The sequence below is a fragment of the Burkholderia sola genome (genome assembly GCF_905400185.1).
In the GTDB taxonomy this organism is placed as follows: Bacteria; Pseudomonadota; Gammaproteobacteria; order Burkholderiales; family Burkholderiaceae; genus Burkholderia; species Burkholderia sola.
The window spans coordinates 3,246,827-3,265,484 of record NZ_FR989675.1; the positions used below are offsets into that span (position 1 = coordinate 3,246,827).

19 protein-coding genes are annotated in these 18,658 nt (G+C 67.8%); 3 read left to right on the plus strand and 16 right to left on the minus strand.

Annotation, left to right across the window (positions count from 1 at the left end; all coding sequences use genetic code 11):
* Positions 1 to 17 precede the first annotated feature (17 nt).
* From tauA to KR541_RS15010, 4 genes are all read right to left on the minus strand, one after another.
* The gene (gene tauA, locus KR541_RS14995) at positions 18 to 1,034 is read right to left on the minus strand and encodes a taurine ABC transporter substrate-binding protein (protein WP_050014722.1); all 1,017 of its coding nucleotides are present in this window, start codon (positions 1,032 to 1,034) and stop codon (positions 18 to 20) included.
* 242 nt (positions 1,035 to 1,276) lie between these two features.
* Positions 1,277 to 2,269, minus strand: coding sequence for a lipoyl synthase (gene lipA / locus KR541_RS15000; protein WP_012329293.1), 993 nt, complete (start codon positions 2,267 to 2,269; stop codon positions 1,277 to 1,279).
* The gene (gene lipB, locus KR541_RS15005; protein ID WP_050018153.1) at positions 2,262 to 3,017 is read right to left on the minus strand and encodes a lipoyl(octanoyl) transferase LipB; all 756 of its coding nucleotides are present in this window, start codon (positions 3,015 to 3,017) and stop codon (positions 2,262 to 2,264) included. Before lipB ends, lipA begins: the two co-directional genes overlap by 8 nt.
* Positions 3,018 to 3,101: 84 nt before the next feature.
* Positions 3,102 to 3,428, minus strand: a complete 327-nt coding sequence (locus KR541_RS15010; RefSeq protein ID WP_050018167.1) for a DUF2917 domain-containing protein — start codon at positions 3,426 to 3,428, stop codon at positions 3,102 to 3,104.
* Positions 3,429 to 3,530: 102 nt separating this feature from the next.
* Here KR541_RS15010 and KR541_RS15015 point away from each other — a divergent pair, with 102 nt between their 5' ends.
* Positions 3,531 to 4,520 (plus strand): transcriptional regulator GcvA, encoded by a 990-nt coding sequence (locus KR541_RS15015; RefSeq protein ID WP_006485238.1) that lies wholly within the window; start codon positions 3,531 to 3,533, stop codon positions 4,518 to 4,520.
* Between the two features lie 22 nt (positions 4,521 to 4,542).
* On the opposite strand, the gene KR541_RS15020 is transcribed toward KR541_RS15015, so the two are convergent.
* The 10 genes from KR541_RS15020 to KR541_RS15065 all read right to left on the minus strand — a co-directional run bounded on the left by KR541_RS15020 (position 4,543) and on the right by KR541_RS15065 (position 13,633).
* Positions 4,543 to 4,851, minus strand: coding sequence for an HP0495 family protein (locus KR541_RS15020; protein WP_011546305.1), 309 nt, complete (start codon positions 4,849 to 4,851; stop codon positions 4,543 to 4,545).
* Positions 4,851 to 5,777: a D-amino acid aminotransferase gene (locus KR541_RS15025; protein ID WP_050018154.1), complete on the minus strand. Its 927-nt coding sequence runs from the start codon at positions 5,775 to 5,777 to the stop codon at positions 4,851 to 4,853. The genes KR541_RS15020 and KR541_RS15025 overlap by 1 nt, the downstream gene beginning before the upstream one ends.
* 48 nt (positions 5,778 to 5,825) lie before the next feature.
* Complete coding sequence (locus KR541_RS15030; RefSeq protein WP_050018155.1) at positions 5,826 to 7,136, minus strand: D-alanyl-D-alanine carboxypeptidase family protein; 1,311 nt, start codon at positions 7,134 to 7,136, stop codon at positions 5,826 to 5,828.
* A 497-nt stretch (positions 7,137 to 7,633) separates the two neighbouring features.
* Positions 7,634 to 8,278, minus strand: coding sequence for an alpha/beta hydrolase (locus tag KR541_RS15035; RefSeq protein ID WP_124593439.1), 645 nt, complete (start codon positions 8,276 to 8,278; stop codon positions 7,634 to 7,636).
* Between the two features lie 13 nt (positions 8,279 to 8,291).
* The gene (locus KR541_RS15040; RefSeq protein WP_050018157.1) at positions 8,292 to 8,609 is read right to left on the minus strand and encodes a (2Fe-2S) ferredoxin domain-containing protein; all 318 of its coding nucleotides are present in this window, start codon (positions 8,607 to 8,609) and stop codon (positions 8,292 to 8,294) included.
* A 154-nt stretch (positions 8,610 to 8,763) separates the two neighbouring features.
* A complete protein-coding gene (locus tag KR541_RS15045; protein WP_124593440.1) occupies positions 8,764 to 9,915 on the minus strand; it encodes a VanZ family protein in 1,152 nt (383 codons plus the stop codon).
* A gap of 43 nt (positions 9,916 to 9,958) precedes the next feature.
* A complete protein-coding gene (locus KR541_RS15050; RefSeq protein WP_023478104.1) occupies positions 9,959 to 10,582 on the minus strand; it encodes an ABC-type transport auxiliary lipoprotein family protein in 624 nt (207 codons plus the stop codon).
* 83 nt (positions 10,583 to 10,665) lie between these two features.
* Entirely contained in the window at positions 10,666 to 11,595 is a 930-nt protein-coding gene (locus KR541_RS15055) for an MlaD family protein (RefSeq protein ID WP_050018159.1), read from the minus strand.
* A 17-nt stretch (positions 11,596 to 11,612) separates the two neighbouring features.
* The gene (locus tag KR541_RS15060; protein WP_050018160.1) at positions 11,613 to 12,512 is read right to left on the minus strand and encodes an ABC transporter ATP-binding protein; all 900 of its coding nucleotides are present in this window, start codon (positions 12,510 to 12,512) and stop codon (positions 11,613 to 11,615) included.
* On the minus strand, positions 12,509 to 13,633 hold the full coding sequence (locus KR541_RS15065) for an MlaE family ABC transporter permease (RefSeq protein ID WP_050018161.1): 1,125 nt from the start codon (positions 13,631 to 13,633) through the stop codon (positions 12,509 to 12,511). Before KR541_RS15065 ends, KR541_RS15060 begins: the two co-directional genes overlap by 4 nt.
* 292 nt (positions 13,634 to 13,925) lie before the next feature.
* On the opposite strand from KR541_RS15065, the gene KR541_RS15070 reads away from it, so the two are divergent.
* Together KR541_RS15070 and KR541_RS15075 are read left to right on the plus strand one after the other, a co-directional pair.
* Complete coding sequence (locus KR541_RS15070; RefSeq protein ID WP_050018162.1) at positions 13,926 to 15,995, plus strand: bifunctional 2',3'-cyclic-nucleotide 2'-phosphodiesterase/3'-nucleotidase; 2,070 nt, start codon at positions 13,926 to 13,928, stop codon at positions 15,993 to 15,995.
* An 8-nt stretch (positions 15,996 to 16,003) separates the two neighbouring features.
* Complete coding sequence (locus tag KR541_RS15075) at positions 16,004 to 16,855, plus strand: tetratricopeptide repeat protein (RefSeq protein WP_050018163.1); 852 nt, start codon at positions 16,004 to 16,006, stop codon at positions 16,853 to 16,855.
* 500 nt (positions 16,856 to 17,355) lie between these two features.
* Here KR541_RS15075 and KR541_RS15080 read toward each other — a convergent pair whose 3' ends face one another.
* Both KR541_RS15080 and KR541_RS15085 read right to left on the minus strand, forming a co-directional pair.
* Positions 17,356 to 17,985, minus strand: a complete 630-nt coding sequence (locus KR541_RS15080) for a type VI secretion system amidase effector protein Tae4 (RefSeq protein ID WP_080334426.1) — start codon at positions 17,983 to 17,985, stop codon at positions 17,356 to 17,358.
* The gene (locus KR541_RS15085; protein WP_235356331.1) at positions 17,967 to 18,572 is read right to left on the minus strand and encodes a hypothetical protein; all 606 of its coding nucleotides are present in this window, start codon (positions 18,570 to 18,572) and stop codon (positions 17,967 to 17,969) included. Before KR541_RS15085 ends, KR541_RS15080 begins: the two co-directional genes overlap by 19 nt.
* Between the last annotated feature and the right edge of the window lie 86 nt (positions 18,573 to 18,658).

Sequence of the window (18,658 nt, forward strand, 5' to 3'; positions counted from 1 at the left end):
GGGCTGAGGGGCCGCGCTCAGCGCGCGGCCTTCTGCACGAATTGCGGATCGACGCCGACCGAATAGTCGGCGAGCACCGTCTGGATCGTGCCTTGCGATTTGAGGAATGCAGCCGTGGCCGCGAGCGACTTCGCGGCGCCCGATTGCGCGCCGCCGCCGAGCCACGTCGGCGAAGCCTGTTCGGCCGCCGTCGGGAACGCGTAGAGGGCGAGGCTGGCCGGCACGTCCTGCGCATTCGCGCCGGACACCTTCGCGACCGCCGCGACCTGCGGCGAGCCGACCTTCCACGCCGCCGCATGCGCGCGGTAGTCGGCGTCAGCCGCCGCGAGCACCTTCACGAAGCGCGCGACGAACTCGGGGTTCTCGCGCGCGAACTTGCGGCTCACGACGAAGCCGTCGAAGGTCGACTTGCCGCTTTCCTTCGCAACCTGGCCGGACGTCGTCAGCACGGTGCCCGACTGCTTGACCTTCGCGAGCACCGGATCCCAGATGTAGGTCGCGTCGATGTCGCCGCGCGCCCACGCAGCCGCGACCTCGGGCGGACGCAGGTTGACGATCTTCACGTCGTTCGGATTGACGCCCGCGGCCTGCAGCGCGACGAGCGTGTGGAAATGCGACGTCGACACGAACGGCACGCCGATCTTCCTGCCCTTCAGCGCCGCGACGTTCGTGACGCCCGAACCGTTGCGCGCGACGAGCGCCTCGGCGTCGTTGATGTTGTCGAGCACCCAGAACAGCGAGATGTCGAGCCCCTGCGACAGGCCGGCCGCGATCGGGCTCGACCCGGCCTCGCCGAGCTGCACGGAGCCGGACGCGAGCGCGCGGATCACGTCGGCGCCGCTGTCGAGCTTGCGGAACCTGACCTTGTAGCCGGTCGCCTTTTCGACTTCACCGCTCGCTTGCGCATAGCGCCACGGCACGACCATGTCCTGGTACGCGATCACGACTTCGCGCGATTCGGCGTGCGCCGCGCCAAGCGCGGCAAAGGCGGTCAGCGCGACGACGGCGCGGCGGATGAAGCTGAAACGGGACATGCGGCTCTCCTTCGGAATGCGGGCATTGCTGCGGGAGAGCCGACTTTACGGGCTTTGCGTGCGGCGGGAGCGAACTTATCCTGCGAAGCTATCGATGATGTTTCAGCTTTGCTTTTCGCGCTGGATTGGATCGCGCGTCCGGTCGGGTGGCGATTGCCGTGCGCATGCGCGGATCATCGCCGCGCCAACGAAAAAACCCGCATCGCTGCGGGCTTTCGGGACTGCTGCTGCAAACGCGACGCTCAGACCACCCCCGCCCCATGCGCCTGCAGGTCGGCATGATAGCTCGACCGCACCATCGCGCCGACGGCCGCGTGCGTGAAGCCCATCTTGTACGCCTCTTCCTCGTACATCTTGAACGTATCCGGATGCACGTACGCCCGCACCGGCAGGTGGTGCTCGGACGGCTGCAGGTACTGGCCGATCGTCAGCATGTCGACGTCGTGCGCGCGCAGGTCGCGCATCACCTGCAGGATTTCCTCTTCGGTCTCGCCGAGGCCGACCATCAGGCCCGACTTCGTCGCGACGTCCGGATGCAGCGCCTTGAAGTCCTTCAGCAGCTTCAGCGAGTGCGCATAGTCCGAACCCGGGCGCGCTTCCTTGTACAGGCGCGGCACCGTTTCGAGGTTGTGGTTCATCACGTCGGGCGGCGCCGCGTTCAGGATCGAGATCGCGCGGTCGAGACGGCCGCGGAAATCCGGCGTCAGGATCTCGATGCGCGTGTCCGGCGACTGCGCACGCGTTTCGCGAATGCACTCGACGAAGTGGGCGGCGCCGCCGTCGCGCAGGTCGTCGCGGTCGACGCTCGTGATCACCACGTACTTGAGCTTGAGCGCGGCGATCGTGCGCGCGAGGTTCTTCGGTTCATCCGCATCGAGCGGATCGGGACGGCCGTGGCCGACGTCGCAGAACGGGCAGCGGCGCGTGCACTTGTCGCCCATGATCATGAACGTCGCGGTGCCCTTGCCGAAGCATTCGCCGATGTTCGGGCAGCTCGCTTCCTCGCACACGGTGTGCAGGTTGTGCTCGCGCAGGATCGTCTTGATCTCGTTGAAGCGCGAGCTGCCGGTGGCCGCCTTCACGCGGATCCACTCGGGCTTCTTCAGCTTTTCGATCGGAATGACCTTGATCGGGATGCGCGCCGTCTTCGCCTGCGCCTTCTGCTTGGCGGTCGGATCGTAGGCCGGGGTCGCGGCCGAATCGGCCGGTGCGGGAGAAGCGGTAACGTCAGTCATTCGATTGTTCCAGTGCGTGCGGCTTGTCGGCGGCCGCGGATGCGCCGTCGAGGTTGGCGATCAGACGGCCCACCAGCGTGTGGGCGACGTCGTTCCAGTCGGCGGCAACCGCGAGGCTCGCCATGTCGACGGTTTCCAGTCCGGCATAGCCGCACGGGTTGATCGCAAGAAACGGGCGCAGATCCATCTTCACGTTCAGGCTCAGCCCGTGATAGCTGCAGCCGTTGCGGATCTTCAGGCCGAGGGCCGCGATTTTCGCGCCCTCGTGCAGGCCGGATGCCACGTAGATCCCCGGCGCGCCCGCCTTGCGGACCGAAGCGAGATTATACGCCGCGAGGGTTTCGATCACGGCCTCCTCGATCTTCGTCACGAGCGTGCGCACCATCAGCTTGCGCCGGCGCAGGTCCAGCAGCAGGTAGACGACGATCTGGCCGGGGCCGTGGTAGGTGATTTGTCCGCCGCGGTCGACCTTGACGAGCGGCACGCCGCTGTCGGCCACCAGCAGGTGCGCCGGGTCGCCGGCCTGGCCGAGCGTGTAGACGGGCGGATGCTCGACCACCCAGATTTCGTCGCCGGTGTCGGCCGTGCGCGTGTCGGTGAACGCGCGCATCGCGTCGAAGCTCGCGTCGTACGCCTCGCGGCCCCGCCATCGCACGGTGACCGGCTGGGCCGGCTGAGCCGGGACTCCGGCGGGCGATGCGGAAACGGCGACAGGCGTGGACACGATGGAAACCGGCGAAACGGACATGGGCGGTAGTTTACCGAAAACCCGTGGGTCTCGCCGGCCTGGGGACGGGGACGGATCGCCGGTATCCGTCGGATGAAACGATGGTCAGACGGTACGCCAGCCGTCGTGCAGCAGCGCGTTGACGCGTTCGCGCAGCCGGGACAGCCCGCCGAGCGCGACTTCCCGCGGCGGGCGCGACACCGAGAACGCGACGCATGCGCCCTCGCGGCCTTCCGCGCTGAGCCACAGCCGCTCGCCGCGGCGCAGCTTCAGCGTCTCGCCGTCGGCCAGAAAGTAGTCGTCGACGTCGTTGCTGCGCGTCGCCCAGACCGGCCCGCACTGGACAATCAGCCGCGTGCTGCGTTGCACCTTCATCGGTACGGTCTCGCCCGGGGGAATTTCGAAGGTGATGCTTGAAGAGATTTCTTGCATGATCGACTCCGCCAATAAGTGCTTCGATGACTACAATCCTAGTCACTTGAAGGTGTCCGACCAAACGACCAATTTTCACGTCGATGTGAGGAAAATTAGCAAATGGACCTCCGCCAGCTGCCGGCGCTGAACGCGATTCGCGCGTTCGAAGCCGCCGCCCGCCACGAGAACTTCTCGCGCGCCGCCGACGAGCTGTTCGTCACGCACGGCGCGGTCAGCCACCAGGTGCGCGCGCTCGAGGAAGAGCTCGGCGTGCAGCTGTTCACGCGCAACGGCAAGCGGCTGTGCCTGACCGACGCCGGCATGCGCTACGCGCAGCAGATCCGTACCGCGCTGATGGTGATCGCCGACGCGACGCGCGACGTGCGCGCGAGCGACCGCGACCGGCGGCTGGTGGTGTCGATGCTGTCGTCGTTCGCCGCGCGCTTCATCACGCCGCGCATCGGCACGTTCATCGAGCGGCATCCGGAAATCGACGTCGAGCTGCAGTCGACCAACTCGCTCACCGATTTCGCGCGCGACGACGTCGATCTGGCGATCCGCTTCGGCTTCGGCAGCTATCCGGGGCTGCACGTGGAGCCGCTGTTCGAGGAGGTGTTCTTTCCGGCGTGCGCGCCGACGCTGAACGGCGGCAAGCTGCCGCAGACGCCCGCCGATCTCGTGCACTACCCGCTGCTGCGCTCGGACGACGAGCTGTGGCGGCCGTGGTTCGACGCGGCCGGGCTCGATACGCTGACCGAGCCCAAGCGGGGGATCCTGTACCAGGATTCGTCGAACCTGCTGCTGGCCGCGATCGAAGGCCAGGGCATCGCGCTGGTGCGCCGCTCGCTCGCGGTGCACGACCTGCTCGACGGGCGCATCGTGCGCCTGTTCGACATCGACGGGCCGAGCCCGTGGCACTATTTTTTCGTGTGTCCGCCGCCGCTCTTGAACACGCCGCGCGTGCAGGCGTTCAGGACCTGGCTGTTCGAGGAAGTGGCCGAATACAAGCGGCTGTGCGACGAGCTGGACGCGCGGCGCGCGGCGGGAAAATGCCCCGCCGAGTGCGCGCTGGAGGGAGGATGGAAAGGGATCAGCGGCCGTTTGCGCTGACCCCGGACGCCGGAACGGGCGCTTAAAGCACGACCTTGACCATCGGATGGCCGGTCAGCGCACGGTAGATGTTGTCGAGCTGTTCCTGGCTCGTCGCGCGCACGGTGATCGTGAGGCCCGTGTAATTGCCGCCGCTCGACGCGCGCTCCTCGATTTTCTCGACGTCGATCTCGTTGTCGTGAACGGCCACGACCTTGAAGATCGTGTCCTTGAACTCGGGGTGCGCCTTGCCCATGATCTTGATCGGGAAATCGCACGGAAACTCCAGCAGCGACTCCTTCCGGGTCTCGATTGCGCCGGTGACCTCGACGGTTTTGGTCGGTTCGCTCATCATTTTCTCCGGGTTAGGTCAAACTGTTCAAACTCGCGTGCCTTCGCACGCTGGTACGCGTCATACAGCGCCGCGAACACGGGGCCCGGCTTGCCGCCCTGCACGGGCAGATCGTCGAGCGACGTCACAGGCAGGATTTCCTTGGTGGCCGACGTCAGCATGATCTCGTCGGCCGAGCGCAGCTCGACCTCGCTGATCTCGCGCGCGACGAACCGGATCCCGCATTCTTCGGCCAGCTGCTCGACCAGCGCGTAGCGGATCCCTTCGAGGATCTTGTTGCTGCGCGGCGGCGCGAACAGCTCGCCGTTCTTCACGATCCACACGTTCGACGACGAGCCTTCGGTCACGTTGTCGTCGCGCAGCTGAATCGTCTCGAACGCATCGCGTTCGGCCGCATGCTGCGCCATCAACACGTTGCCGAGCAGCGAGATCGACTTGATGTCGCAATGCAGCCAGCGGCGATCCTCGGCCGTCACGCAGCGCACGCCCTTCGCGCGCTCCGCTTCGGACGGCAGGCGCAGCGGGCTCGTCATCGCGAACACCGTCGGCACCGCGTTCGCCGGGAACGCATGGCCGCGCTTCGCGACGCCGCGCGTCACCTGCAGGTAGACGAGCGCGTTGCCGTCGGCGAGGCCTTCGGCGTTCGCCGCGACGACCCGCTCGATCAGCGCGCGCCAGCCCGCCGCATCGTGCGGGTTGTCGATGCCGATCTTCTTCAGGCTGCGCGCGAGCCGGTCCAGATGCTGTTCGATCCGGAACGGCACGTGCGCGCCGTCGTGCGCATAGACGGGGACGACTTCATACACGCCGTCGCCGAAGATGAACCCGCGGTCGAGCACCGGCACACGGGCTTCGGACAGCGGCACCAGTTCCTCCTGCGCCGAGACGCTGAGGTAGACGATCGGTTCGAATTCGGCTTGGCTCATAGCTTTGACAGATGGGGATGAAGTCGTGAAAACAAAGGCCCGTCGTGCTTACTTCTTCTTGCTGAACATCAGCAGGATCGAGTCCCAGATACGTCCGAAGATACCCGCTTCCGGCACCGCCTGCAGCGCGACGACCGGGAATTCGGACAGCGTCTTGCCGTCGGCGACGATCTTCACGGTGCCGACCTGCTGGCCTGCCGCGAGCGGCGCGATCAGCGGCGCGTTGACGTCGACCTCGGTCTTGACCTTGTCGCCGAGGCCGCGCGGCACGGTCGCCCACTGGTCGCTCTTCACGCCGACCTGCACGGTGTTGTCCTTGCCCTTGTAGACGCGCGGCGTCGAGATCGCCTGGCCGCCCTTGAACAGGCGCACCGAATCGAACGCGCTGTAGCCGTAGTTCAGCATCTTCATGCTGTCCTGCGTACGGTCGCTTTCCTTCTGCTCGCCCATCATCACCGACACGAGGCGGCGCTGGCCGTCGACGCCCGGGATCGCGCGCTTCGCCGATGCGATCAGGCAGTAACCGGCCGCCTGCGTGTGGCCCGTCTTCAGGCCGTCGACCGTCGGGTCGAGCCACAACAGACGGTTGCGGTTGCCCTGGCGGATGTTGTTGTACTTGAATTCCTTCTCCGAGAAGATGCCGTAGTACTGCGGAAAATCGCGGATCAGGTGAGCCGACAGCTTCGCGAGATCGCCGGCCGTCGTGTAGTGGTTCGGGTCGGGCATGCCGTTCACGTCAGCGAAATGCGTGCCCTTCATGCCGAGGCGCGCGGCCTCGTCGTTCATCAGCGTGACGAACTGCCCTTCGCTGCCGCCGACGAGTTCGGCCAGCGCGATCGCAGCGTCATTGCCCGACTGGATGATCATCCCGTACACGAGGTCGTGCACGGACACCGGCTTGTTCGCCTCGATGAACATGCGCGACTCGTCGCGGCCGACGCGGCGCACGGCTTCGCTCGGCGTGACGATCTGCTCCATCGAGATCTTCTTCTTGTCGAGCGCCTCGAACACGAGGTAGGCCGTCATCAGCTTCGTCAGCGACGCCGGCTCGACGCGTTCGTCCGCATTGCCCGATGCGAGCACCGTGTTGCTCGTCGCGTCGACGAGCACCCACGAGCGCGCGTTCACGCCCGGCGGCGGCACCGCGCCCGGCATGTAGGTCGCGGGCGCGCCGGTGAACTGCTCGGCGGCCGGCGCCGCATGCGCGGCCTTGGCCTTGGCGGCCGGCTTCGCCTCGGCGACGACGATCGTCGATGCGAGCGCGACGGGCAGCATCACGCCGAGCGCGACGTTGCGCGCGGCGGTGCTGAAGGCGATGGAGGAAGCGAGGGACTTGAGGCCTTGGGAAGACAGACGCATGATCGATTCAGGCTGATGGCAGAAAGTGCGGTGCGAAACGCGCAGGGTTGAACGGCAAGGCGGCGGGCGTGTCGGGCGCTCGCCCGACACCGTCGGGCGACGCGAAACGCGCCGGTTGGACTCGTGCGGGCGCGTTCGGTTCGCGGCCGTCGCGAGCGGGCGGACAGGCGGCGAAACGAGCGCCGCATGGGCCCAGCCGGGCCGCGGGCAACGCGAAAGCGGCCATTATACGTGGCCGCGAACGGCGTTTTCGCGAACCGGGCAGCGGACGTCCGCAACCCCGTTGCGCGACCATCGCACGGGAATGCGGCGGGCACGCGTGCTCGAAGCCGCGCGAAAGGCGTGCGCAGGCGGCGTGCAAGCCGGGTTGCGGCGCCATGCAGCAGGCGGGGCGCGGCGCGATGTCGCGTGAAGTTTCGGGAAGGGTCGCGCATCGTCCGGACGGGCGCCGGTGCGCGGTACGGACGCTGGCGCTTGCGCCGACGCCCGCATGCAGGCTAGCGCCACGCGTCGACGATGATGCGCTTCAGCACGTGCAGCTTGCGATGGAGGAAATGCTCGGCGCCGGGGATCACGACGACCGGCAGCTCCTGCGGCCGCGCCCAGTCGTACACCGACGCGATCGGCACCGTGTCGTCGGTTTCGCCGTGGATCACGAGCGTGTTCTCGGGCACGTCGGCCACCTGCCAGCGGCTCGCGGCCGTGCCGACGAACACCATCCGCTCGATCGTCTCGCCCGCGTCGCGCAGGCGCTTCGCGACGTGCGACAGCACGAAGGTGCCGAACGAGAAGCCCGCGAGCACGAGCGGCAGGTCCGCATACGCGGGCTGCGCGCGCATGTGCGCGAGCACCGCGAGAAGATCGTCGGCCTCGCCCGCGCCGTTGTCGTGCACGCCTTCGGTCGCGCCGACGCCACGGAAGTTCGACCGGTAGACGACATAGTTCAGTTGCACGAGCGTGCGCGCGAGCGTCTGCGCGACCTTGTTGTCCATCGTGCCGCCGAACAGCGGATGCGGGTGCGCGACGAGCGCGATGCCGCGCGGCGCGGCGCCGCTTTCGCGCACGGCGTCGGGCAGGTCGACCGCGATTTCGATCTGGCCGATCGGGCCCGCGATCAGCGATTTCTGCGTATGAACGTTCATTCGGCCGGCCCGCTCAGATCTTCAGGCGGTCGACGACGTTGCCGTCGCGCAGGTGCGACTCGACGATCTCGTCGATGTCGGCCTGGTCGACGTACGTGTACCACGTGCCTTCCGGATACACGACCATCACCGGCCCTTCCTCGCAGCGGTCGAGGCAGCCGGCCTTGTTGATGCGCACCTTGCCGGGCCCCGCGAGACCGAGTTCCTTCACGCGCTTTTTCGCGTATTCCTGCATGGTCTGCGCATTGCATTGCGCGCAGCTCGGGCGCTCGGCGCCCGGATCGCGCTGGTTCAGGCAGAAGAAGACGTGGTGCTGGTAGTAGGAATCCATGATGGTGACGAGCGGCCCGGCACGAGGCCGTGCGCAAAGAAGGGCGATGAATTGCCGTTGCGCAAGGCGGCAACGGAGGATGCCGACGATTATAGCGACCGGCGCACGCGGCTGCCCGCGGCACGGCCGCCGCTGCGCGGCCCGGGCTGCCGCGTCAGCGGCGCAGCGCGGCCGGCAGCCACGCGTGCTCGACGCGCTGGCCGAGCCAGATCAGCGCCGCGTAGGGCCAGATCCACGCGAGCCAGCGCGCGAGGCTGTTGAAGTGCACGTAGCGGCCCTGCCGCCACCCCGATAGCGTGAAGTCGAAGAACGGGTTGACCGGCAGCAGGTTCACGAGCGCGACGCCGGCCAGCAGCGCGAGCGCCGCGAGCATCGCGCGCCACGTCGCCGGCACGCGCAACGCGACGAGCGCCGCCGCGAAGCCGAGCTCGATGCCGAGCCGCGCGCCGGGCGTCGCCCACACGACGACGAGGCCGGTAGCCGACTGCATGAACGTTGCGGCCGCCTTCAGCACCAGCGTGGCGACCACCAGCGCGATCAGCAGCCGGATGCGCGGCGCGCGCGGGCGCATCGCGAGCGACGCGATCGCCAGCGCGGCGAACAGCATCAGCCCGCCGAGCACGGCTTCCCACGCGGAATCGGACAGCCAGCCGTCGACCCGCTCGGGCCATTCGCTAACGCGCCACGCGGCCGGCAGCCACGCGAGCAGCGCGTCCTGCATCGACGCGTCGGCGCGCTCCCACAGCGCGGCCGGCCAGTCGCCGATGCCGAACAGGAACGGCGACGGAAACACGATCGCGAACGGCCACAGCGCGGCGAGCAGCAGCGGCGTCGAACCGTCGGCCTCCAGCCACGCGAAGCGCAGCCGGCGCAGCGCGCCGCGGTCGAGCAGCGCGCCGGTGGCCGGCGCGGCGAGCGCCGCGCCCAGCAGCGCGCCGAGCGCGTTGGCGCCAAGGTCGAGATTCGACGCGACGCGCGTCGGCAGGTAGGTCTGCAGCGCCTCCATCGCGCCCGACAGCAGCACGCCGAGCCCGCCCGCGATCAGCGTCGCGGCCACGCCGCGCCAGCGCGGGTGCAGCGCGAGCACGCCGAGCGCGCCGAACGGCAGATAGCCGAGCACGTTCGTGGCCACGTCGAACGTCGTCACGTAGCGCTGCATCGGCGCGAACAGGTAATCGAACGGGCCGATGCCGAGCGCCACCCAGCCTTCGAACGGATACAGCGACGCATAGACGATCAGCGCCGCGTAAGCGGCAAACGCCTGCCGCGCGAGCGGTGACGCGCGATGCGTGCCCGGCACGTTCATCGCGGATGCAATCGCGGATGCAATCGCGGCTGCACGTCGGCCGTCACGGCGTGCCCGCGTACGCCTGCACGCCGACCCACGCGGCGATCTGCGACACGAGTTCGTCGCTGGCCGCCGCGAGCGCACGCGCGCCGCCGGCCGCGTCGGGCGTGCTCGACGGCGCGCGCGCGACGAACGTGCGCTGGCCGAGCACCTTGCCGTCCTGCATCAGCGTCGCGCGCGCGGTCACCGCGCCGTGGCTTTGCGACTGCCCATCGAAAACCTGTTCGAATTCGCTCAGGTCGACCTTGAGCGTCGGCGCGCGCACGCCGTCGGCGCCTTCGAGCACCGTCCCGCGCGACGACAGCGCGCCGCGCAGCCGCTGCGTGAGCAGTTGCGCGGGCGGCGCGGTCCAGCGGCTGTCGCGATAGACGGCCACGTGCTGCGCATCGGCATACGCGAGGCGGTACGCGAACTTGTCGGAATCGAGCGCGTCCGGCGCGGCGACGTCGAGCACCTTCAGCGCGGGGCCCGAACCGGTGGTCGTCACCGACGACGCGGGCCCGAGGTCGTAGCGGATATTGGACAGCACCGCGTCGTTGCCGGCGCAGCCGGCCGCCAGTGCGAGCGTCAGCACGGCCAGCGCGGCCGCGGCCGGGCGCAGCGCGCGGTCAAGGATTCGTGGCATGGCGTATTCCTGCATGAAGTTTCCGGTTTCGATGGGCGTCATGACCCGGCCGTTTCCGGCTGGACCCTCGATGGGTTTGCGCTTCACTTCCCGGCCGTCGCACCCGGCCAGACGAAGCCCGCCTCGCCGGGCCCCGGGGCCGCGCCGGGCGAGCCGAACAACAGACTGCGCGGGTTGCGGCCAAGTTCACCGGCGACGTCCTTCAATTGCCGCGACGCGTCGCCGACGCTGTCGGCCAGCGCATTGAAGCGCGGCAGCGTGTCGTACTGCACGCGCGCGTTGAGGCCGTTCAGCGCGACGCCGACCTGCTCGGCGGCCGTGCCGGCCTTGTTCAGGTTCGACACGAGCGGCCCGTTCGGCTGCAGCAGCGTGTTCGCCGACGCCATCGCGCGGTTCACCTCGTGCATCGTCTCCGGCAGCGCGGTGACTGCCGGGCCGAGCTGCCTGGTCAGCGTCGCGGCGCCGTCGGCCGCGTGCTGCAGGCTTTCGGCGGTCGCGCGCAACTGCTCGCGCATCTCGGGCGACATCAGCGCGTTCGCGCTCTTCGCGGCCAGTTCGAGCTGCCGCAGCAGCACGTCGCCGCGCTCCTGGATCTGGTCGAACAGGCTCGGCCGCATCGGGATCTGCGCGATCGCCTTCGGCGACGACGGCAGCGGCGACAGATCGCGCCCCGTATCCTCGAGCTGCACGAACGCGATGCCGGTCACGCCCTGGAAGCCGAGGCTGCCGTAGGTCGACTGCGTGATCGGCGCGTCGTGATCGACGAGAATGCGGATCCGGATCTGGCCCGGATGCGTGCGATCGAAGCCGATCGACTGCACCTTGCCGACGTCGAGGCCGCGAAAGCGCACGGCCGCGTCCGGGAACAGCCCGGTCACGTTGGTGCGCGCGAGCAGGTCGTACGGCACGCGCACGGTGCGGTCGACGTTGAACCAGAACACAGTGCCCGCGATCGCGAGCGTCAGCGCGATCGTGAACAGGCCGGCCCAGAACGCATGTGATTTGTTTTCCATTCGCGGGTTCCTTGCTTCTACAGCTCGACGCTCGACAGCGCCGGTTCGAGGGCCGCCTTCGGCAGCTTCGCGCGCCGCTCGGGCGGCAGCGCCTGCAATGCGCGGCGCCCGCGCAGCCCCAGGAAATATTCGTGGATGAACGGATGGTCGACGTTCGCGGCCTCCTCGACGGGCGCGGCGACCAGCACCTTGCGATCGGCCAGCACCGCGACGCGCGTCGACAGCGCGACCATCGTGTCGAGGTCGTGCGTCACCATCACGACGGTCAGCCCGAGCGTGCGGTGCAGCGTCGCGATCAGCTCGACGAATTCGTCGGACGCCTGCGGATCGAGGCCGGCCGTCGGCTCGTCGAGGAACAGCAGCTCGGGCTCCAGCGCGATCGCGCGCGCGATGCCGACCCGCTTCACCATCCCGCCCGACAGCGCGGCCGGCATCTTCGACGCGTGCTTGCACGGCAGCCCGACCATCTCGAGCTTCAGCATCACGATGTCGTGCAGCAGGTCCGGCGGCACGCGGCCGAGCTCGCGCAGCGGCTGCGCGACGTTGTCGAACACCGTCATCGACGAGAACAGCGCGCCCTGCTGGAACAGCATCCCCGAACGCGTGCGCATCATCCGCGCGGTCGCGTCGTCGATCGTCGCCGTATCCTCGCCGAACACCTTGATCGTGCCCGACGTCGGCCGCTCGAGGCCGAGGATCTGGCGCACGAGCGTCGTCTTGCCGGAGCCCGACCCGCCGACGATCGACACGATCTCGCCGCGCCGCACGTCGAAATCGAGCTTCTGGTGAACGACGTTGCGCCCGTAGCGCTTGGTCAGGTTGCGCACCTCGATCACGAGGTCGCCGGCGTCGGCGGCCGCGTCCGGCCCGGCGCCGATCGCCGCGGCATGCGCGGTCGTGTCGTTCGATGCGTTCATCCGAGCCCCACGTTCTGGAACAGGATCGCGAACACCGCGTCGGCGAGGATCACGACCGTGATCGACGACACGACCGACGTGGTCGTGCCTTCGCCGAGGCTCTGCGAGTTCGCCTTGATCCGGAAGCCGAAATGGCACGCGACCAGTGCGATCAGCATGCCGAACACGACGCCCTTGCCGACGCCGATGTACAGGTTCGCGATCGGCACGACGCCCGGCAGCGAGCGCACGAAATAGTTGATGTCGATGCCGAGCACCAGCTTCGCGGCGAGCGCGCCGCCCGTCAGCGCGATGATGTTGGTCCACATCACGAGCAGCGGCATCGCGACGCCGAGCGCGAGCACGCGCGGCAGGATCAGCCGCAGCCCGTGCGGGATGCCCATCACGCGCATCGCGTCGAGCTCCTCGGTCACGCGCATCACGCCGATCTGCGCGGTGATCGCCGAGCCCGAGCGGCCCGCGACGAGGATCGCCGACAGCACGGGACCGAGCTCGCGGATCACCGACAGCCCGAGAATGTTCACGATATAGCGGTTCGCGCCGAACATCTGCAACTGCTGCGCGGACAGGTAGCTGAGCACGATGCCGATCAGGAACGCGACGAGCGCGGTGATCGGCAGCGCCTGCGCGCCGGCGCTGTAGATGTTCGCCGAGGTCTCCTTCCACGGCATCGTCCGCGGGCGGCGCAGCACCGACAGCGCGTCGAGGATCACGCGGCCGAACATCGCGATGCCGCCCTGCAGGTGTTCGCCGAACGCGAAGATCGCCAGGCCGAGCCGCGTGACGGGATCGAACCGCACGATGCGCTCGGGCGCCTCGCGCTGGCTGTCGAGCCGTTCGATGCGCTCGAAGATCGTGCGCTGCGTGGCGCTCAGCGCGACGCCGGCCGGCAGCTTGCGGCCCCACACGCGCCACAGCGCCTGGCCGCCGACGTGGTCGAGCCGCTCGATGCCGGACAGATCCCATTCGCTCACGCGCCCGCTGGCGAGGGTCGCGATGCGGCGCGCCACCGCGCCGCGGTTGCGCGCGAGCGACAGCGCGGTCCACTGGCCGGTCAGGCGCACCGTCTGGCCCTGGCCGCCGGCGTCGACCGACAGGCCGGGAGGAGTCTCGAAGTCCAAGGGCGGGTTGTTTGCAAAAGGATGACAGCGGCCATTGTAGCGAACCGCCCGGCGCCGCGACGTGAGGATTACGGCCGGCATGCCCGGCCGCGGCGCCGGGCCGGGCATGCCGGCCGGGACCGGCCCGAAGCCGCCGTGGGCCTCGGCCAGCGGCCGGCGTCGCGACCTTTCATTGTTCCGTCACGTTTCCTTTCGATACTCTCACGCGCCGCACCTCAGGCCGTCGGCGCGCCGCGCCGCCATTCGTGCGTACCTCGCGTTTCATAAAACAGAACACCGAACAGGACAACCGATGCGTCTCCCCCCGCTTTCCCGCCGCCACGTGCCGGCCGCCGCCGCGCTCGCCAGCCTCGCCTTCGTCCTCGCCGGCTGCGGCGGCGACGACGTCACCGCCACGCCGCCGTCGCAGCCCGAGGCCCAGGCGCCCGTCGGCACGACGGCCACGCTCGCGCTGCTCGAGACGACCGACCTGCACACCAACGTGCTGTCGTACGACTATTTCAAGCTCGCCGCCGACAATTCGCTCGGCTTCGAGCGCGTGTCGACGCTGATCGCGCAGGCGCGCAAGCAGTACCCGAACACGCTGCTGCTCGACAACGGCGACACGATCCAGGGCACCGCGCTGTCGGACTACCAGGCGCTGGTTAAGCCGGTCGGCTGCGACCAGACGCTCGCGATCTACAAGGTGATGAACGCCGCGAAATTCGACGGCGGCGGGATCGGCAACCACGAGTTCAACTACGGGCTGCCGTACCTGTCGCAGGTGACCGGCAACACGTTCGAGGTCGACGGCCTGCCCGCGCCCGCCCAGCAGAAGAAGTGCGCGGGCCCGAACTTCCCGCAGGTGCTCGCGAACGTGATCAGCGCGAAGACCAATGCGCCGCTGTTCACGCCGTACACGATCCTGACGCGCACGGTGACGGCCACGACGCCGGACGGCAAGACGGTCAGCGCGCCCGTGAAGATCGGCATCATCGGCTTCACGCCGCCCGCGATCATGAACTGGGACAAGCGCTGGCTCGACGGCAAGGTCTATACGACCGGGCTGAAGGAAGCGGCCGAGAAGTACATTCCGGAGATGCGCGCGAAGGGCGCCGATCTCGTCGTCGCGATCTCGCACGGCGGCCTCGACAATTCCGCGTACTCGCCGACGATGGAAAACGGCAGCTGGTGGCTGTCGAAGGTGTCCGGCATCGACGCGATGCTGATCGGCCACTCGCACCAGGTGTTTCCGGACGCGAACAGCACCGTCGCGCAGTTCAACCTGCCGGGCGTCGACAAGGTCAAGGGCACCGTCAACGGCGTGCCGACCGTGATGGCCAACTACTGGGGCAAGCACCTCGGCGTGATCAAGCTTGGCCTTAAGTTCGACGGCAAGACGTGGATCGTCGACAAGTCGCTAACGACCGTCGAGGCGCGGCCGATCCAGAACGCCGACAAGAGCTACGTCGCGGCCGACCCGTCGGTCTCCGCCGCGATCGCGGCCGAGCACCAGGCGACGATCGACTACGTGAAGACGCCGATCGGCTCGACCGACTACCGGATGAACTCGTACTTCGCGGACGTCGGCGATCCGGGCGCGATCCAGATCGTCAACGAGGCGCAGGCCGACTACGTGAAGACCTACGTGCAGGCGAACCTGCCGCAGTACGCGTCGCTGCCGGTGCTGTCGGTCAGCGCGCCGTTCAAGAGCGGCTTCGGCGGCGGCACCGACTACACCGACGTCGCGCCGGGCGCGCTCGCGATCAACAACGCGGCCGACCTGTACCTGTATCCGAACACCGTGTACGCGGTGAAGGTGAGCGGCGCCGACGTGAAGAACTGGCTCGAGACGGCCGCGAAGCGCTTCAACACGATCGACCCGACCAAGGCCACCGTGCAGCCGCTCGTCAGCACCTTCCCCGGCTACAACTTCGACATGTTCACGTCGGCCGATCTCGCGTATGAAATCGACGTCACGCAGCCGGTCGGCAGCCGGATCCGGAACCTGACGTACAAGGGCGCGCCGATCGACCCGAACGCGCAGTTCATCGTCGCGACCAACAACTACCGCGCGAGCGGCGGCGGCAATTTCCCGGGCCTCGACGGCAGCAAGACGATCTTCGCGTCGCCCGACGCGAACCGCGACGTGCTGATCGCGTTCATCAAGAAGCGCGGCGCGATCACGCGCGCGGCCGACGGCGCGCAGCGCAGCTGGCGCTTCACGAAGCTCGCGAGCTCGGTCGCGCACGTGCGGTTCGCGTCCGCGCCGAACCGCCTCGGCGACGCGGCGGCGGCCGGCCTGACCGGCATCACGCAGGTCGCGGCCGACGACGGCTCGGGCAAGAACCTCGCGACCTACGAGATCGACCTCACGCAATGAGACACACGATGCAACCGATCCGGACGATGCGGCCCGCCGAAACCGGCTTCGCCGCCGCCGCGCGGCGCGTGCTGCGCGCGAAACTCCCGCCCGCCGCGCTGCTCGCGACGGCGGCCGTGACCGTCGCGGCCGTCGTCGCGGCGACCGGCCTGCGCGGCGCCGGCCCCGCGCCGAGCGCCGCGCAGCTCGACGAATGGCAGGCGATGGTCACGCAGGCGACCGAGCCGCATGCGCTGGCGCAGTTGCGCACGCTCGCGCGCCGCGGCTCGGGCGCCGCGCAGGCGGCGCTCGGCATCGCGCTCGTCGATGCGCATGAACCGGGGCTGCGCGACGAGGGGCGCGGCTGGCTGGAAACGGCCGCGGCGGCGGACAAGGCCGACACGGCCGACGCGCCGGCTGCGCGGCGCGCGCAGCTCGCGCTCGGCAAGGCGTTGCTGCTCGGCAGCGGCGATCTCCCGAAAGACTATGCGCGCGCCCGGACGCTGCTCGGTGCAGCGGCCTCGGACGGCGACCCGGCCGCCGCGTATTACCTCGGGCTGATCTACCGCAGCGGCTACGGCATCGCGGCCGACCCGGTGCAAGCCGCGCACTGGTTCGACATCGCGTCGCGCGCGGACATCCCGGCCGCCGACTTCATGCTCGCGAACGCGTACCGCGACGGCAGCGGCGTGCCGCGCGACGACGCGCGCGCGCTCGCGCTGTATCGCCGCGCCGCCGAGCACGAGCTGCCGGAAGCCGTGCAGACGCTCGCGATGGCCTATCGCAACGGCGAACTCGGGCTTCGGCCCGATGCGGACGAATTCCACGCGCAGTGGATCGAGACCGCGCACGCGCTGAAGCACCCGGTGGTTGCGCCGTGACGGCCGTTCGGCCGGGGGGCGCGTGGGCGTGACCCGGCCGAACGGTGATTGCTTCGCATGCGTCATCCTCGCACCGCGCATTGGTATCGATCCCCGCAACCGGAATCGGCCTGCGCGACGGCAGTGGCGCACCAACCGTTCGACCGGTGAAGGATCGTCTGTTCATCCGGTACGCCACTTAAGCAGCCGGGAAACATAGGGCTCAAGGTAGAACAGGCCCGCGAGTATGGTTCCAATGCTGAGCGTGGTGCTCCATCTCTTGCATGACCAGCGTCTATACGCCAGTACATTGACGACGCAGAAAAACAAGGCAGGCCCCAGCAAGTACGCCAGAAACAATACTCCCTGCCACCATGAGGTCGGGCACTTGTCGATCTCGTAACAACCGCGAGCCGGTGTGCCTGCAAGTTTCGGCCAATTGATATGGCTGTAAACGTAGAGGTAAAGCCAAGTTAACAGCAAACCACCAAGCCCCCCCAAAAGCGCAATCGCAAACCGCTTCACTTGATCTCCCAAAACAAGACTGAATTCGATTTCCCGAGATCGGAATAGCTGAGACTTGGGAAGACATTCGCTCCTTGCCGAAACGACACCATCCCGATATATCGCCCTATCGTCGACGCCGCACCCCAGAAACCATTCATCGTCATTCGAGAGCCATTCCAAAGATCAATGTGACCGCCGCTCGCATTCAATTCCGACTCGCCTGCACGCGCCCAGTAACCATCGAACATCACAATACCAGTACGCCCTTTTATTTTCGCCTCCCAGTCCGCTCCGGTAATCACCTCCGCCCTTCCGAGACCGGCAAATGGCTGCAGGTTGAGCCACGAGCCGAGTTCATTGGCGCGCGTGGCCGTTGCCTTTCCATTCAACAGAATTCGCCCAATACTACGTTGACCGCCGAGAGGCCTGACGAGCCTCGATGAAAATGACTTCATGTCGACACCAACACGGTGCAAGGCGACACTTATACGAATAGCGCACTGATTCGTATAGGCCGGATCGTTGTATGGATTCCCTGATGGATAGGCATCCCACAACGATTTGAATGTCACCGCGTGAAGCTGTACTACCTTGGTGGATCGAGGGATCGTATTCGCTCTCACCGTTATCGGTCTGTTGGGCATGGCGTCCAGTCTGGGTGGGCGAGCGCATCTTCGCCCCAATAGATCGTATAACTGCCAGCGGGCTCGGTACCGATGCGTGGCAGTTGGCCATTCGTACCGACACGCCCCGCATACGTGCGTCCGTCGGTCATTTCGATCAAATAGGGATAGCTTTGCGGCAACGTCGTGCCGATGCCGACACGTACCTGTTCGTCGTAATCGAGCGTGATATCCGCTCTCGCCGTCGCAACCGGCGCTTCGTCCTCGGGCGTTGGAGTGTGTCTATTCTCCAGAAGCTCAGTCGCCTCATGCGAAGTCAGGATCATCCTCATGCCCCGCTCGGCATAGAACACCGGCGGCGGATTGCACCCGCATGCATTGATATCCCCACTCAACGCCCATCCCTGACCATTCGGTGCCCTGCCAGGCAAGCGCGGACCTTTCGGCGCGACAAACCCAACCTGCTCGCAAGCCGTGCAGTAGGTTTTCATGTAGAGCGTGGCGATCTGCACACGCGGCGGCGGATTGGAACACGTGACGTATTCCAGTCCCTCGGTGATCGTCGCGCTGCCGCCCCGATCACCCTTGGCGAGGAAATAGCGAATCATGCGGCGCCACCTCGGCTCATCGCGCCCGAGCAACGCTCATCTGCGAAAGTACCGGGCGCCGCACATTCGACGACGGTCGGCCTGCC